At 63.8% G+C, this 14,373-nt stretch carries 15 protein-coding genes; 5 read left to right on the top strand and 10 right to left on the bottom strand.

The window, feature by feature from the left end:
• Positions 1-57 precede the first annotated feature (57 nt).
• The 7 genes from VC352_RS16230 to VC352_RS16200 form a co-directional block, all read right to left on the bottom strand.
• The gene (locus tag VC352_RS16230; RefSeq protein WP_322980557.1) at positions 58-1,260 is read right to left on the bottom strand and encodes a nucleotidyltransferase family protein; all 1,203 of its coding nucleotides are present in this window, start codon (positions 1,258-1,260) and stop codon (positions 58-60) included.
• A complete protein-coding gene (locus VC352_RS16225; protein WP_322980556.1) occupies positions 1,245-3,008 on the bottom strand; it encodes an ABC transporter ATP-binding protein in 1,764 nt (587 codons plus the stop codon). The genes VC352_RS16230 and VC352_RS16225 overlap by 16 nt, the downstream gene beginning before the upstream one ends.
• Positions 3,005-3,481, bottom strand: a complete 477-nt coding sequence (locus tag VC352_RS16220; RefSeq protein ID WP_322980555.1) for a lasso peptide biosynthesis B2 protein — start codon at positions 3,479-3,481, stop codon at positions 3,005-3,007. Before VC352_RS16220 ends, VC352_RS16225 begins: the two co-directional genes overlap by 4 nt.
• 11 nt (positions 3,482-3,492) lie before the next feature.
• Positions 3,493-3,774 carry a PqqD family peptide modification chaperone gene (locus VC352_RS16215; protein ID WP_322980554.1) on the bottom strand — a complete coding sequence of 94 codons (282 nt, stop codon included), beginning with the start codon at positions 3,772-3,774 and terminating at the stop codon, positions 3,493-3,495.
• A gap of 76 nt (positions 3,775-3,850) precedes the next feature.
• Complete coding sequence (locus tag VC352_RS16210; protein WP_322980553.1) at positions 3,851-4,282, bottom strand: PAS domain-containing protein; 432 nt, start codon at positions 4,280-4,282, stop codon at positions 3,851-3,853.
• Between the two features lie 4 nt (positions 4,283-4,286).
• Entirely contained in the window at positions 4,287-5,255 is a 969-nt protein-coding gene (locus tag VC352_RS16205) for a response regulator (RefSeq protein WP_416340194.1), read from the bottom strand.
• 243 nt (positions 5,256-5,498) lie between these two features.
• The gene (locus VC352_RS16200; protein ID WP_322980551.1) at positions 5,499-6,734 is read right to left on the bottom strand and encodes a TIGR03862 family flavoprotein; all 1,236 of its coding nucleotides are present in this window, start codon (positions 6,732-6,734) and stop codon (positions 5,499-5,501) included.
• A gap of 114 nt (positions 6,735-6,848) precedes the next feature.
• Between VC352_RS16200 and VC352_RS16195 the strand changes: the two genes are divergently transcribed.
• Entirely contained in the window at positions 6,849-7,982 is a 1,134-nt protein-coding gene (locus VC352_RS16195) for an aminotransferase class V-fold PLP-dependent enzyme (protein WP_322980550.1), read from the top strand.
• 83 nt (positions 7,983-8,065) lie between these two features.
• Here VC352_RS16195 and VC352_RS16190 read toward each other — a convergent pair whose 3' ends face one another.
• Positions 8,066-8,986, bottom strand: a complete 921-nt coding sequence (locus VC352_RS16190; protein WP_322980549.1) for a histone deacetylase — start codon at positions 8,984-8,986, stop codon at positions 8,066-8,068.
• A 57-nt stretch (positions 8,987-9,043) separates the two neighbouring features.
• On the opposite strand from VC352_RS16190, the gene VC352_RS16185 reads away from it, so the two are divergent.
• The 4 genes from VC352_RS16185 to VC352_RS16170 all read left to right on the top strand — a co-directional run bounded on the left by VC352_RS16185 (position 9,044) and on the right by VC352_RS16170 (position 12,959).
• Positions 9,044-9,604, top strand: coding sequence for a GNAT family N-acetyltransferase (locus VC352_RS16185; RefSeq protein ID WP_322980548.1), 561 nt, complete (start codon positions 9,044-9,046; stop codon positions 9,602-9,604).
• A 109-nt stretch (positions 9,605-9,713) separates the two neighbouring features.
• Entirely contained in the window at positions 9,714-10,583 is an 870-nt protein-coding gene (gene tesB / locus VC352_RS16180) for an acyl-CoA thioesterase II (RefSeq protein WP_322980547.1), read from the top strand.
• Positions 10,580-11,170, top strand: a complete 591-nt coding sequence (locus tag VC352_RS16175; protein WP_322980546.1) for an HAD family hydrolase — start codon at positions 10,580-10,582, stop codon at positions 11,168-11,170. The genes tesB and VC352_RS16175 overlap by 4 nt, the downstream gene beginning before the upstream one ends.
• Before the next feature lie 457 nt (positions 11,171-11,627).
• Positions 11,628-12,959: an MFS transporter gene (locus VC352_RS16170; protein ID WP_322980545.1), complete on the top strand. Its 1,332-nt coding sequence runs from the start codon at positions 11,628-11,630 to the stop codon at positions 12,957-12,959.
• A gap of 7 nt (positions 12,960-12,966) precedes the next feature.
• Here VC352_RS16170 and VC352_RS16165 read toward each other — a convergent pair whose 3' ends face one another.
• Positions 12,967-13,827 carry a neutral zinc metallopeptidase gene (locus tag VC352_RS16165; protein WP_322980544.1) on the bottom strand — a complete coding sequence of 287 codons (861 nt, stop codon included), beginning with the start codon at positions 13,825-13,827 and terminating at the stop codon, positions 12,967-12,969.
• 34 nt (positions 13,828-13,861) lie between these two features.
• Positions 13,862-14,296: a DUF411 domain-containing protein gene (locus tag VC352_RS16160; RefSeq protein ID WP_322980543.1), complete on the bottom strand. Its 435-nt coding sequence runs from the start codon at positions 14,294-14,296 to the stop codon at positions 13,862-13,864.
• Between the last annotated feature and the right edge of the window lie 77 nt (positions 14,297-14,373).

Here is a 14,373-nt window from a genome sequence, read left to right as displayed (position 1 = left end):
GTATTGGGGGACGCCAAGGTGCGGCACTGTGCCATAGGCTTTTGCGGGCGGGCAAACCTAGGAATTGAGCCAACGCTCGAAGTCTGCCAGTAGGCGGGTCTGTTCGCCCAGTTGCGGGTCACGTCTGGCCCTCAGATGTTCCGGTAGGCGCTGTGTGAAGAAACGCTGCCAACGCATCCAGTAGCCGAGCAGGGCTGAATCTGGTGCGCCCTGCATGCTGAGTAGTTTTTCGCGTGGGGGAAACAGTGCCTGGGAATATAGTCGCAGCTTGCCCGAAAGCGTCTGTTGCTTGTCCAACAGCATGAGGTAATAGGCGTCCCGGTGCGACTGTTGGCTGTTCAGAAGCAACTGCCTGCTGACATGCATGACTTCGCTGCTGGGTTGATGCTCTGCGGCCATTGGCGGCAATTCCAGTCGGGGCCAAGCCTGGCGTGTCATTTCCAGCAATAGGTAACATCCCTTGCTGTAACCGCCATGCTCGGCAAGGCGCCAGAAGAGTGGCCAGTCGATGCTGTGTTTCTCCAGCAGCATGGCGATATCGCTGAAGATCAGGGGGCCGTTGTCGAGTTGATGCTGGTAAACCGCATGCACGATCAGGTGCAGCAACTGATCCGTGGGTGACAGCACTCGCATGGTCGGAGCACCGGGGGCTTGAGCCTCGATGGCGCGAGCACGCAATTGGGCGTGACTCAGATAAGCGTCATGTATATCCGTCGTGAAGACGCTGCTATGCACCTCGATGCAAACCCCGTGGCCATCGATCAGCGGGGGGAGGTGCCAGTGTTTGTCCAGCCAGTCCCTGGCATGCCCCTTGGACTGCTCGGACTGGACGAAACCTGCTTGCTGCAGGCATTCAAACGCGCGCAAGGCCTGCGCATAGGGAACGAGGATATCCAGATCCCGCATTGGGCGCAGACCTGCTGCAGGATAAACATAGAAGGCCAGGTAAGCGCCCTTGAGCACCAGGCTGTCAATTCCGGCTTCATCCAGTAACTGGGTAACCTGTCGAAGCGCCGCGCCTTGCCTGAGGCATCTGAGCGTCGAGCGATGGCAGGCCGCAGCCAGGCGTTCATGGACTGATGTCGGTATCGAGTCGCGTATGCCTTCATGTTTCAGCTGCCATTGCAGCAGTGGCAGCAAGCGATGCTGGCTGGCCATGTCCAGCAGCGTCGACCATTCCTGCTCGGTAATTTCAGGCAAGGTAACGGGAGGCTGCCCGAGCAGTGTCAGTAGCTGTTGCCGGGCTAGCTGCTGGGGCATGCCGTGCACTCCTGGGTTACGTCGAGAGGGGGACTGCTGCTGCATCTAACCAGGCGACCTCGATCCAGTTCGATCATCTGGGTGGCATGTTCCAGCGTTGTTGGCTTGTGGCTGATGATCAGAATGGTCACCGTTCCTTGCAGTTTGCCAATCGCGTCGCGAATACGCAGCTCGTTGTCCTGATCCAGTGCGCTGGTGGCTTCGTCGAGAATCAGCAGCAGAGGTTTGCGTAGAAGCGCGCGGGCCAGGGCAAGCCGCTGCCGTTCGCCTCCGGAGAGGCTGACTCCGGCATCACCAATCTGGGTGTCGAGCCCGTGCGGCAGGTCGAAGACGAAGTCGGCTGCTGCCTGATGCAAAGCCTCGTTCAGAGCATCCTCGCTTGCCTCTTCATGGCCACACAGCAGGTTGTTGCGAATGCTGTCGTTGAACAGGAATACGTCCTGGGTCATATAGGCCACGCTATGACGCCAGGAGATGCGATTGTTCGCATCTATCGGCACGCCATCGACGGTAATCGTGCCCGTATCCGGAGCCAGCAGGCCGGCGATGACATCGGCGAGCGTACTCTTGCCAGAGCCCGATGACCCAACGACCGCAGTCGTGCTCAGGTAGGGAAGCTCAAGGGTCACCGAGTCCAAAGCGACCTGCTCGCGCTCTGCATAGCTCACACCGATACCACTCAGGCGGATTGCATGGCGCAATTGCCAGGTCGAGCTGTCCTGGATCGCCTGCTCGCTTGCCGCCAGGCTCTGTTGAAGCAGGGCTTCACCCGCGAGCAGCGCCGGCAAGGCATGCAGCCACTGGTGTACCTGCTGCTGGAGGGTTGCAAAAAGCGGAATCAGGCGGGCGAAGATGAGTACCAGGGTCAGTAGTTGAGCCGTTGCGACCGACCAGAACTCAAGCCCCATGTAGAGATAAAACGCCAGCAGCGCGACCCCTGAGCATTGGAACAGTGCTTTGGTCTTGCCGCTCGTGGCCGAGAAGCGTTCTTGCTGCACGCGCATGTCATGCATGGCTAGTTCGAACTGCTCCAGATGAATCTCTTCACGCCCCAGGGTCTTGCTCAGGCGTATGCCAGTCAGGCTGTCCTGCACGTTGGCATGCATCGTTTTGAATGCGGCGGACAAGCCTTGGCCGAGAGCCAGGGCATTGTGGCGCTGGCCATTGAGCGCGACCAACAGCAGAGCCGCACTCAATAGCACCAGCAACGTCATCTGCCACGACAGCAATAGTGCTGCGATCAGGTAAACGGCCATGGTCATCAGCGTGGCGAGTGTCGCGAGGCCGAAGTTGAGGCCATGGCCAATCCGATTGATGTCATTGAGCAGCAGGCTGGCCAGGTCGCTTCGACGACGCTTGATGAGCCAGCGCCACTCAGCGTGCAGTAGCGCAGAAAAACACTCGCGGCGCAGGTCATCGACGAGGATGTGCTGCAAGTGTGCGGCCTGTTGCTCGCGACCGTATTGAATGAGGCTACGCAAGCCAACCAGCAGCACGAAGAGGGTCAGTAACGGCCCGGGCGTCAACCAGTCGCCAAACCTGCCGGCGGCTGACAGGAAGGCGCTCGTGAGGTTGGCCGACGTATCAGGTGAGGGCTGTAAAACGTGCAGCAGAGGAATGACAATGGCGATGCCAAGCCCCTCTGTCAGGCCACACAGCACCATCAGGACGAAGAGGCTCGCGACCTTTTTCGTCGGGGCTCGTCGGAGCAGACGCATGAAGGCATTGGCGGCAACTGCGAGGATCATGGTGTTTTACGCCCGGAAGTGACGAAACAGCCTACGACCGTGTAGCCGGCAAAGCCGTCGCCACCGCAGACGCGAATTGATCCGACCGTTACCCAGGCATGTGCAATCAGTGCTTTCTGCATGTCGCGCGACAAACCAAAGCAGGTCACGCAGGGAATGCCCGCTGCTCCCAATAGCATCCGAGCGGTGAGGGCCTGGGCGAAACAATTGGAATGCCAGGGCGTATGGCATGCAGCCCAGCGAACGGTACGACCAATACCGAGCGCTCGCCTGGTTTGTTGCGGCGTCGCCAGGCATGAGAGTGGATATGGGCCGTGCTCTGCACCGAGTAGTTTGCTCAACAGGCGAAAGGGCAGCAGCAGAACCAGCGCTCGGCTCAAGCCGAGCAATGGCCAGACAATGGGCAGAGCGTAACGCTGAGCGCGCGGCTTACTCAGGAAGTTATGCAATCGGCAGCGCAGTTGTGCGTACATGCTGAGCGACTTCAGATGATCTGGGCTGCGCCCTGATCCAGAAGGGCTTGCACGAATATCAGAATATCCCCACGGCAGGTCTGTTCGTCGACCTTGTACTCGCTGACGATGGTGTTGGTCATCTGCTCAATGGTCATTGGGTGTTCGAGCAATGACCAGAGGCGTGGGCCTACTCCGCTGATGCCGAAGTACTGCCCACTGCGGACATGCATCATGACAATGTCGCCATCCATCTCGGTTGCGATGAGGTCAGGCGAACGGATGACGCGGCTGTTGTCTGCTAGACGGTGCATGTCGATTGAGAGTCCGGAGAGAGGGCGCAAGCCTGGCGGTTCGAAGGCGCGATGATACCACTGGCCTCATGCCTGGCTAGCGGGCAGATGTATGGCTGATCGCCGCTGCCGTCATGTCATAGATCACCAGGCACACATGCTCCACCGGCTGGCCGGCGAGCGGTAGCAGGGTGACGTTCTGGTACATGAAATCGGCCTGGCCGGTGATTGGCTGGTAACTCTTGAAGCGCATCAGGTAGGGGCGCTGTTGCCACAGGCTGAAGGCGCGAGTGCCCAGTTGCACCACGCTTTCCACCTTGCGCTCCAGCCAGGGGCGGTCGATTTCGGGGAACAGTTCGAACAGCGAGCGCCCTTGCGCCTGATCCGGCCCCAGGCCTGAATGGTTTTCCATGAAGGCGTTCCACACCTCGACGCGGTACTGGCGGTCGAGCACCACCACGCCGACGTCTATGCATTGCACGATGTCGAGCAGCCAGTGAACTTCCTTGATATCGATCTGCGCGGGCATCGCCTTACTCCATCAGGTAGCCGATCTTGCCGGTCAGGCGTTTGATCGAGTCTTCGGTGAACAACAGCAGCAGGTCGAAATGAATGGCATGGCCTTCGAGGCTGTAGCTGATCTCGACGGCCAGGGTCTTGCGCCAGCGCTGGGCATTGACCTGAATGAGCTGGTCGAGGCTGGCGTGCTGGCCGAGCAGTTGCGGATGACCCTGGGAGAAGCGCAGGTCGAGCTGTTCGGCAACGCCAGCCAGGCAGGCACCGATCAGGATACTGGCCAGATCCAGCAGCATCTCCGAGGTTTCCGCCTCGTTCTTCGGCTGCCAGCCCAGCAGGCGCGCCATGTCGTTTACTTCCGAATCATGGAACAGCAGCAATGCCTCACCGGCGATGGCTTCGCCGATAAAACCCTGGCAAATGGCGCTGAAACGTTCGCCACGCTGGGCGTCGACCAGGGTCATGTGCAGTTCGCTGACTTCGAAGATGTTCACCTGCGGCACGGGGAGCTGCACGAATACGCCGAGCACCTTGGCCAGCAGCGCGGCAGCGCGGCCCATGGCGACGTTGGTCACCTCGCGCAGGGCATCGCGGAAGCTCACCTTCAGTTCCGGCAGTTCCACGGCCTGAGCGTGTGGCGCCGGGTTGGTCTGCGGATTGAACAGGCCCAGTTCGAGCAGCGTCTGGCGCAGAATCTCGGGGTCGGCCGGTTTCTTGATGAAGGCCAGCGCGCCTAGCTCGCGGACGCGGCGCACGGCTTCGTCCTGTACGTCACCGGAAACCACGATGACCTGGGTACTGAGCCCCTCTGCCTTGAGCGCAGCCAGGGTCTGGTAGCCGTCGAGCACCGGCATGGTCAGGTCAAGCAGCATCACCTGGCCCTGTCCCTGGCGGATCAAGGCCAGGGCTTCCTCACCATTGCTCGCCTGGCTGAGGCTAACCGGCCATTCAGCTGGAAGCGCGCGGATCAATTGCTTGCGCGCCATATTGGAGTCGTCGCAGACCAGCAGGGGGATCACGGCGGGGGATTACCTGTGTGAATAAGCGCTGGAAACAGCATAGCTGCACGCCGAGCGGCGTCACAGCGCTTTGCGTGCTTTTTCAAGCGTAGCTCGGATGAAATCCGGCAGCTGATGTGGCGCTGTCCCGGATTACATACGGGCTACGAGGCTTTTCCTTGTGTAGGGCGGGTGCAACCCGCCAACAGGAGCTGGCGGGTTGCACCCGCCCTACGGTTCTAGCCAGTTCAGCACGCCTTGTGCGGCCACCCGACCGCTGGCGAAGCAGGCGGTGAGCAGGTAGCCACCGGTGGGTGCTTCCCAGTCGAGCATTTCTCCGGCGCAGAACACACCGGGCAGAGCCTTGAGCATCAGGCCGTCATCCAGCGCCGCGAAGGACACGCCGCCGGCGCTGCTGATCGCCTCATCCAGCGGTCGAGTACGCAGCAGGGTAAGCGGCAGCGCCTTGATCCAGGGCGCCAGATCGGCAGGCTCGGCAAAGGCAGCAGCCGGCGCCAGCTCGCGGAGTAGCGCAGCTTTCACCCCATCGAGTCCCGCCTGGCGGTGCAGGTGCTTGGCCATCGAGTGTTTGCCACGCGGCTTGGCCAACGCCTGTTGCAGCTTTGCCAGTGGCATCTGCGGCAGCAGATCGAGGTGGATCAGCGCCTGGCCGTCGGCCTCGATGGCGCGGCGGATAGCGGCGGAAAAGGCGTACACCAGGCTGCCTTCGATACCGCTTGCGGTCAGCACGAATTCACCGATGCGGGCGGGCTGATCGGGCAGGGCGAGGGCGACGTTCTTCAGCGGCGCACCGGCGAATTTTTCCCTGAGGTATTCGCTCCATCCGTCCACCTCGAAGCCGCAGTTGCTCGGTTTCAGCGCCGCGACCTCGATACCGCGCGCCTGCAGCAGCGGCACCCAGGCGCCATCCGAGCCCAGCCGCGCCCAGCTGCCACCGCCCAAAGCCAGCAGGCAGGCATCAGCGGCCAAGGCGCGTTCGCCGTCGGCGTCTGCGATACGCAGGCTGCCGTCGTCGTTCCAGCCCAGCCAGCGGCTGCGTGTATGGATCACCACGGCCAGTTCGCGCAGGCGACGCAGCCAGGCGCGCAGCAATGGCGCGGCCTTCATGTCGCCGGGGAATACGCGGCCGGAGGTGCCAACGAAGGTATCGATGCCCAGGCCATGAATCCACTCGCGCAGGGCGTCGGCGTCGAACTCACGCAGCAGCGCCGCGACCTCGGCCTGGCGCTCGCCGTAACGACCGATGAAGGCGTCCTTGGGCTCGGAGTGGGTGATGTTCATACCGCCTACGCCGGCCAGTAGGAACTTGCGCCCCACCGAGGGCATGGCATCGAACAGCTCCACCCGCACGCCGCCTTGCGCCAGCACTTCGGCAGCCATCAGCCCGGCAGGGCCGCCACCGATGATGGCGACGTGATGAGTGATGGGCTGGGGTGTTGTGGTCATGGCGGCAGGACGGTCGAAGAAAGGCTGCGCATTCTACCCGAGTGCCTCGTGGCCTTGTCATTTGCCCTGGCATCGGGCAGGTTCAGTGCGAACCTTTTTCGGCTGGAGCCTGCCATGTCCCATATCTGCCCCGACATCGACCCCGATGGCCTGATCGAATATTCGGTGGTTTACACCGACCGCTCGTTGAACCATATGTCGCAGTCGTTCCAGAGCGTGATGCGCGATATCTCCGTCACCCTGAGGCAGGTCTACAACGCCCATGCCGTGGCGGTGGTGCCGGGCAGCGGCACCTATGGCATGGAGGCGGTGGCGCGCCAGTTGGCCACCGGGCAGAAGTGCCTGGTGCTGCGCAACGGCTGGTTCAGCTACCGCTGGACGCAGATATTCGATATGGGCCGGATTCCCGCCGAAGCTCGGGTGCTCAAGGCGCGCCCGGTCGCCGAGGGCCATCAGGCCGCCTTCACCCCGGCGCCGCTGGACGAGGTGCTGGCCACCATTGCCGCCGAGAAACCGCAGGTGGTGTTCGCTCCGCATGTGGAAACCTCCTCGGGCATGATTCTGCCGGACGATTACCTGCGCGCGGTGAGCGATGCGGTGCATGCCGTCGGCGGTTTGTTCGTGCTTGATTGCATCGCCTCCGGCACCCTCTGGGTGGACATGCAGGCCTGTGGCATCGACGTGCTGATCAGCGCGCCGCAGAAGGGCTGGAGCGCCTCGCCCTGCTGCGCGCTGGTGATGATGAGCGAGGCTGCCCAGGTGCGCGTCGAAGCGACCCAGAGCAGCAGCTTCGCCTGCGACCTGAAGAAGTGGCTGCAGATCATGCAGGCTTACGAGCAGGGCGGCCATGCCTATCACGCCACCATGCCCAGCGATGCCCTGGCGCGCTTCCGCGACGCCATGCTGGAGGCCAAGGCCCTCGGTTTCGCCAAGGTGCGCGAGCAACAGCAGGAACTCGGTGACCGGGTGCGTGCGCTGCTGGCAGCACGCGGCTTCAAGAGTGTGACGGCCAAGGGCTTCGAGGCACCGGGCGTGGTGGTTTGCTACACCGACGACGCGCAGATCAAGACCGGCGCCAAGTTCGCCGCCATCGGCCTGCAGATCGCCGCTGGTGTGCCGCTGCAATGCGACGAGCCGGCGGATTTCCAGACCTTCCGTCTCGGCCTGTTCGGGTTGGACAAGCTGGGGAATATCGAACGCACCGTGGCCACGCTGGAGCAGGCGTTGGACAAGGTGCAGGTCGGCTGAGCCATTCGCTGAACTGGCGGGTTTCACCCGCCCTACGTCTTGAGCAGGCCTGTAGGGCGGGTGCAACCCGCCATCGCAGGCGCTTAGCCCAACCCGCGCGCCGCCCACACTTTTGCGGCGCTGTGATGGAGGATGCCATGGCGGCGGGCGAGGGCGGTGTGATCCTTCGAGTAACCACCACCGATCACCCCGAGCACCGGTATGTCGCGCCCCAGGCAGTGCTGCAGCACGGCTTCGTCGCGCGCCGCCAGGCCGGCATCGGTGAGTTGCAGGTAGCCCAGGGCATCGTCCTTGTGCACGTCGACGCCGGCGTCGTAGAGCACCAGATCCGGCTGGTAGATCGGCAGCAGGTAGTTCAGCGTATCGTCCACCACCTTCAGGTAATCGGCGTCGCCCATCCCGCGTGGCAGGGGAATGTCCCAGTCGCTCTGCGCCTTGCGCGCCGGGAAGTTCTGTTCGCAGTGCAGCGATACGGTGATCGCGTCCGGCTCGTCTTCCAGCAGCCGTGCGGTGCCGTCGCCCTGGTGCACGTCGCAGTCGAAGATCAGCACCCGATGCACGCGACCTGCTTCAAGCAGGTAACGGGCGATCACCGCCAGGTCGTTGAAGATGCAGAAGCCCGACGGAAAGTCATAGTGCGCATGGTGCGTGCCGCCGGCCAGGTGGCAGGCCAGGCCGTGACGCAGCGCCAGTTCGGCGGTCAGCAGCGAACCGCCCACGGCACGTACCGTGCGCCGCGCCAGCGCCTCGCTCCAGGGCAGGCCGAGGCGGCGCTGGTCTTCATGGGACAGCTCGCCGGCCATGTAGCGGGCGATGTAGTCCGGGCAATGCACCAGGCCGAGAACCTCCGCCGGACAGAGTTCGGGGCGTTGCAGCTCGGCATCGCGGGTCAGGCCGCTCTCGACCAGGTGATCGCGCAGCAGGCGGAATTTCTCCATGGGGAAACGATGCCCGGCCGGGAAGGGCGGGCTGTAATCCTCGTGGTAGACCAGCGGTAAACGCATACACTTTAACCCTGTTGAAGCGACGGCCTATGGTCGCAATCTGCCGAGTCAATCGCCATGCCTTTGATCGAAACCCGCAGTGAACGGCTGTTGTTGCGCGCCTGGCGCGACAGCGATCTGCCGGCGCTGGCCGCGCTCAATGCCGATGCCGAGGTGATGCGCCATTTTCCGGCCCCGCTGGATGCCGCGCAGAGCGAGCAGATGCTGGCGCGTCTGCGCGCGCAGTTTGATCGACATGGCTTTGGCTTCTGGGCGCTTGAGCGGCGCGACACGGGTGAGCTGATTGGTGTCACCGGGTTGGCGCAGGTCGGTTTCGAGGCGCCCTTCGTGCCCGCCGTGGAAATCGGCTGGCGTCTGGCCCGGGCGCACTGGCGTCAGGGCTTTGCCCGTGAGGCGGCGTGCGCGGCACTGGCCGTGGCCTTCGAGCGTCTCGCGCTGGACGAAGTGGTGAGTTTTACCGTGCCGGCCAATCTGCCCTCGCAGGCGGTGATGCGCAGCATCGGCATGCAGCGTGACGAGCGTGGTGATTTCCTTCATCCGAAATTGCCGAACGGCCATCCGCTGCAACCGCACCTGCTCTATCGCATCAGCCGTGAGCGATGGCTGGCGCGACGATGATCGCCGCATTTCGGCCGCTGATCGCCTGCCGATGCCGACAGACGCGCGCAAATTCTTTACCATCTCGCTCCCTGCCCACCCCGACCCATACCGCACGAGGAGAGACTCCATGACCCAGGTGCTCAACGATCTGGTCGCGCTGCTCAGCCTGGAGCAGATCGAGGAAAACCTGTTCCGTGGCGTCAGCCAGGATCTGGGCTTTCGCCAACTGTTCGGTGGCCAGGTACTTGGCCAGTGCATTTCCGCTGCCAGCCAGACGGTCGAGGAAGCGCGCCATGTGCATTCCATGCACGGCTACTTCCTGCGCCCCGGCGATGCCAGCCTGCCGGTGGTCTATCAGGTCGACCGCACCCGTGACGGCGGCAGCTTCAGCACGCGCCGCGTCACCGCGGTGCAGAAGGGCCATCCGATCTTCTTCTGCAGCGCCTCCTTCCAGTACGACGAGGAAGGGTTCCATCATCAGAGCCCGATGCCCGAAGTGATCGGCCCGGAGAACCTCAAGTCGGAAACCGAGCTGGCGCGCCTGGTGGCGCCGATGATCCCGGAACGCCTGCGGGATCGGGCCATCAGCGACAAACCCATCGAGATTCGTCCGGTCACCTCGGTCAACCCGTTCGACCCGAAGCCGGCCGAGCCGTTGAAGTACGTGTGGTTCCGCGCTGCGGGCGAACTGCCGGACGACCCGCAACTGCACAAGTACCTGCTGGCTTACGCCAGTGACTTCAACCTGCTCACCACCTCGCTGCTGCCGCATGGCGTCTCGGTGTTCCAGAAGTTCATGCAGGTGGCTAGCCTCGACCATTCGCTGTGGGTGCATCGCAACCTGCGCATGGACGACTGGCTGCTGTACGCCATGGACAGCCCCTGGGCCGGTAATGCCCGTGGCTTCTCCCGCGCCAGTATCTTCAACCGCCAGGGCGAACTGGTCGCCTCGGTCGCCCAGGAAGGCCTGACCCGCGTGCGTGAGGACTGGAAATGAGCCTCGGCGATGTTCGCCACTGGGTGTTCGACATGGACGGCACGCTGACTCTGGCCGTGCACGACTTCCCGGCGATCAAGCGGGTGCTGGGCATTCCACAGGAAGATGACATCCTCCATCACCTTGCAGCGCTGCCGGCTGAGGAGGCTGCCGCCAAGCACGCCTGGTTGCTGGAGCACGAGCGTGAACTGGCGGTGGCTTCGCAGCCGGCGCCAGGTGCCATCGAGCTGGTGCGCAGCCTGCGCGAACGCGGCTGCCGGCTCGGCATCCTGACCCGCAACGCCCATGAGCTGGCGCTGCTGACCCTGCAGGCCATCGGTCTGGACGACTGCTTTGCCGTGGACGACATCCTCGGCCGTGATGAGGCACCACCCAAGCCGCATCCCGGCGGTTTGCTGCATCTGGCCGAGCGCTGGCAGGTGGCGCCGAGCGAGTTGTTGATGATAGGTGATTACCGCTTCGACCTGGAATGCGCTCAGGCCGCCGGGGCCCGGAGCGTACTGGTCAATCTGCCGGAAAACCCCTGGCCGGAGCTGACCGAGCTGCATGCCGTGGATTGTGCCGAGCTGCTGGCACGCCTGGGCTGATTCTGCCGCTGCGGTGAAGAGCGCCGCCGCCTGGCTTTCGGCGGTTTTGGATCCATTGGTGCCTGCGGGCGTGCTCGATATCGATCGCCAGGCGTAGGGCAGGTGTAGCCCGCCGACAGTAACTGGCAGGTTACACCCGCCCTACGGTTTTGGCTCGTGTACCGCCGTTGTTCGATCAGCGCACACAATCTTGGTGTCCTGAAAAAGGGCTGAAAGCCAGATTTTGCCAACCTTTCACGCATTTTTCGTCGACTCGGCATGACCTCGCCAGCCTGTCGATGAATTGTGCTTTGGATCCAGCTCTGCGAGCTTGCCCTGGGTTGTCACCCGACAAGAACAATCAAGGGTTCTCGCTGATGAATCATGCCTGCTTTTCGCTGGTAGCGGTCTGCTGCCGGCTGTGTCCTCTCGCCTTCAATGCCCTGCCCATGCCGATTGCCGGCAAGGAAGGTGGGCAATGAGTGATCTGCGCCAGATAGTCGATCAGGGGCCGATGCGCGGCTTCCAGTGGGTGGCCATCGCCGTGTGCGTGATGCTCAACATGATCGATGGTTTCGATGTGCTGGTGATGGCCTTTACCGCGTCGTCGGTGACGGCGGAATGGTCGCTGAGCGGTGCCGAACTGGGCATGCTGCTCAGCGCCGGCCTGCTCGGCATGGCACTGGGCTCGCTGCTGCTGGCACCCTGGGCCGACCGCATCGGTCGACGCCCGCTGATCCTGCTGTGTCTGGTGCTGTCCGGCACGGGCATGGTGCTGTCGTCGCTGAGCCAGTCGCCCACGCAACTGGCGCTGCTGCGTGGCCTGACCGGGCTGGGCATCGGCGGTATTCTCGCCAGCAGCAACGTGATCGCCAGTGAGTACGCTTGCGCGCGCTGGCGCGGCCTAGCGGTCAGCCTGCAGTCCACCGGCTATGCGCTGGGGGCGACGCTGGGTGGCTTGCTGGCGGTCTGGCTGCTGTCGCACTGGGGCTGGCGCTCGGTGTTCCTCACCGGCGGGCTGATCACCTTCGCCGCCATTGCCCTGGTGCTGCTGTGGCTGCCGGAGTCGCTGGATTTCCTGCTCAGCAAGCAGCCGCGCAATGCCTTGCAGCGAGTCAACGCCCTGGCGGCGCGCCTGCAGCAGCCGAGCCTGAGCGCCTTGCCCGCACGCCCCGTGCAGGCTTCGGGTGGCAGCAGCAACCCGGTGCTGCGCCTGCTCGATCCGAGCCTGCTGCGCAGCACGCTGCTGATCTGGCTGCTGTTCTTCCTGGTGATGTTCGGCTTCTACTTCATCATGAGCTGGACGCCCAAGTTGCTGACCTCGGCCGGCTTGTCGGTGCAGCAGGGCGTCACCGGCGGGGTACTGCTGAGCGTTGGCGGCATCTTCGGCGCCACGCTGCTGGGGCTGCTCTCCGCACGTTTCGCCCTGCCACGGGTGCTGGCCGCTTTCATGCTGATCACGGCGGTGATGCTGCTGGTGTTCACCACTATCGGCTCGTCCTACCTGGCCGCATTGGGTATGGGGCTGCTGATCGGGCTGTTTTCCAACGGTTGCGTGGCCGGTCTGTATGCGCTGTCGCCGCTGCTCTATGGCGCGTCGATCCGTGCCACCGGAGTGGGCTGGGCCATCGGCATCGGCCGTGGCGGGGCGATTCTGTCGCCGACCGTGGCCGGGCTGATGCTCGACGGTGGTTGGCAGCCGCTGGAGCTGTATGGCTGGTTCGCCCTGGTGTTCGTCGCGGCGGCGCTGCTCTTGCTGGTGCTGTTGCCGGCGCGCCGGGTGGCGAGTCTGACGCCTTCGCAGGCCTGAGTGATCGTTACAGGCGCGTTGCCTTGAAGGTGTCGCAACGCCCTGGCTGGCCCGTGTCGAAACCGGTGCTGAACCAGCGCACGCGCTGCTGCGAAGTGCCATGGGTGAAGGCGTCCGGCACCACCTGACCACGGGCCTGCTTCTGCAGGCGATCATCGCCGATGGCGCTGGCCGCGTTCAGCGCCTCTTCCAGATCACCAGCTTCCAGCCAGGCGTGGCGCCGCTGGGCATGATGGGCCCAGACGCCGGCCAGGCAGTCGGCCTGCAGCTCCTGGCGCACCAGCAAGCCGCCGTCGCCCTCGACCCGCTCGCCGCGCTGACGCGCGGCGTTGACCTTGGCCGAGACGCCCAGCAGCGTCTGCACGTGGTGGCCGACTTCATGGGCGATCACGTAGGCCTGGGCGAAATCTCCGGCAGCGGAAAAGCGCTGCTCCATCTCGCGGAAGAACGCCATGTCCAGGTACACGCGCTGATCGCCCGGGCAGTAGAAGGGGCCGACTGCCGAGCTGGCGAAGCCGCAGGCCGAGTTGACGCCGCCGGAGAACAGCACCAGTTGCGGATCGCGGTATTGCTTGCCGGCCTGCTGGAACAGCTCGCGCCAGGTGTCCTCGGTATCACCGAGAATGGCGCTGACGAAATCGCGTTGCTCATCCTGGGCCGGCGCTGTGCGATCGGTCTGGCTGACCTGCGGCTGGGTGGCCTGGCCGGCGATCTGGCTGAGTATCTGCAGCGGATCCTGCCCGGTGAGCAGGCCGAAAATGACGATCACCGCCACCCCGCCCAGGCTCAGACCACCGCCGACGCGCATGCCGGTTCGGCCACGTGCGTCCACCACGTTGTCACTGCGTCTACCGCGCTGCCAGCGCATGGGCGTGCTCCCTCGTTCTTACGGTGTCGTTCGTTCAGTTGGCCGGATAGTCGCTCAGCACGACGTCCTGGTGCTCACGATCCAGGCCGATGACCTGATAGGCATCCGCGCGGCCACCATATTCCATGCCGGGCGAACCCATGGGCATGCCGGGCACGGCGGCGCCGAGCAGATCCGGGCGCTGGCGCAGCTTGAGAATATCGGCGGCCGGGACGTGGCCTTCGACGAACTTGCCATCGATCACGCCGGTGTGACAGGAGGCGAGGCGCGGCGGCACGCCAAGGCGCTGCTTGACCACGCTCATGTCATTTTCCACATGGTCGTTGACCACGAAACCGTTGGCCTGCAGGTGATCGATCCAGGCGGTGCAGCAGCCGCAATTGGCGTCACGGTGCACGTCGATGGTCAGTGGCTCGGCGGCTTGAGCCAGGCCACTGCAGAGGCAAAGGGCGAGGAGAGTGCGGCGCATGATGGGGCTCCTGAAGATGAGAGCCAAGGATAGCCCGCCATTGCCGACCGCCCAAGCCATTGCGACTAGGCGTCGCG

Origin of the sequence: Pseudomonas sp. C11, assembly GCF_034683865.1 — a bacterium.
Classification (GTDB): domain Bacteria; phylum Pseudomonadota; class Gammaproteobacteria; order Pseudomonadales; family Pseudomonadaceae; genus Aquipseudomonas.
The sequence above is the reverse complement of the archived record's forward strand: the minus strand, read 5'-3'. Positions and strand labels throughout refer to the sequence as shown.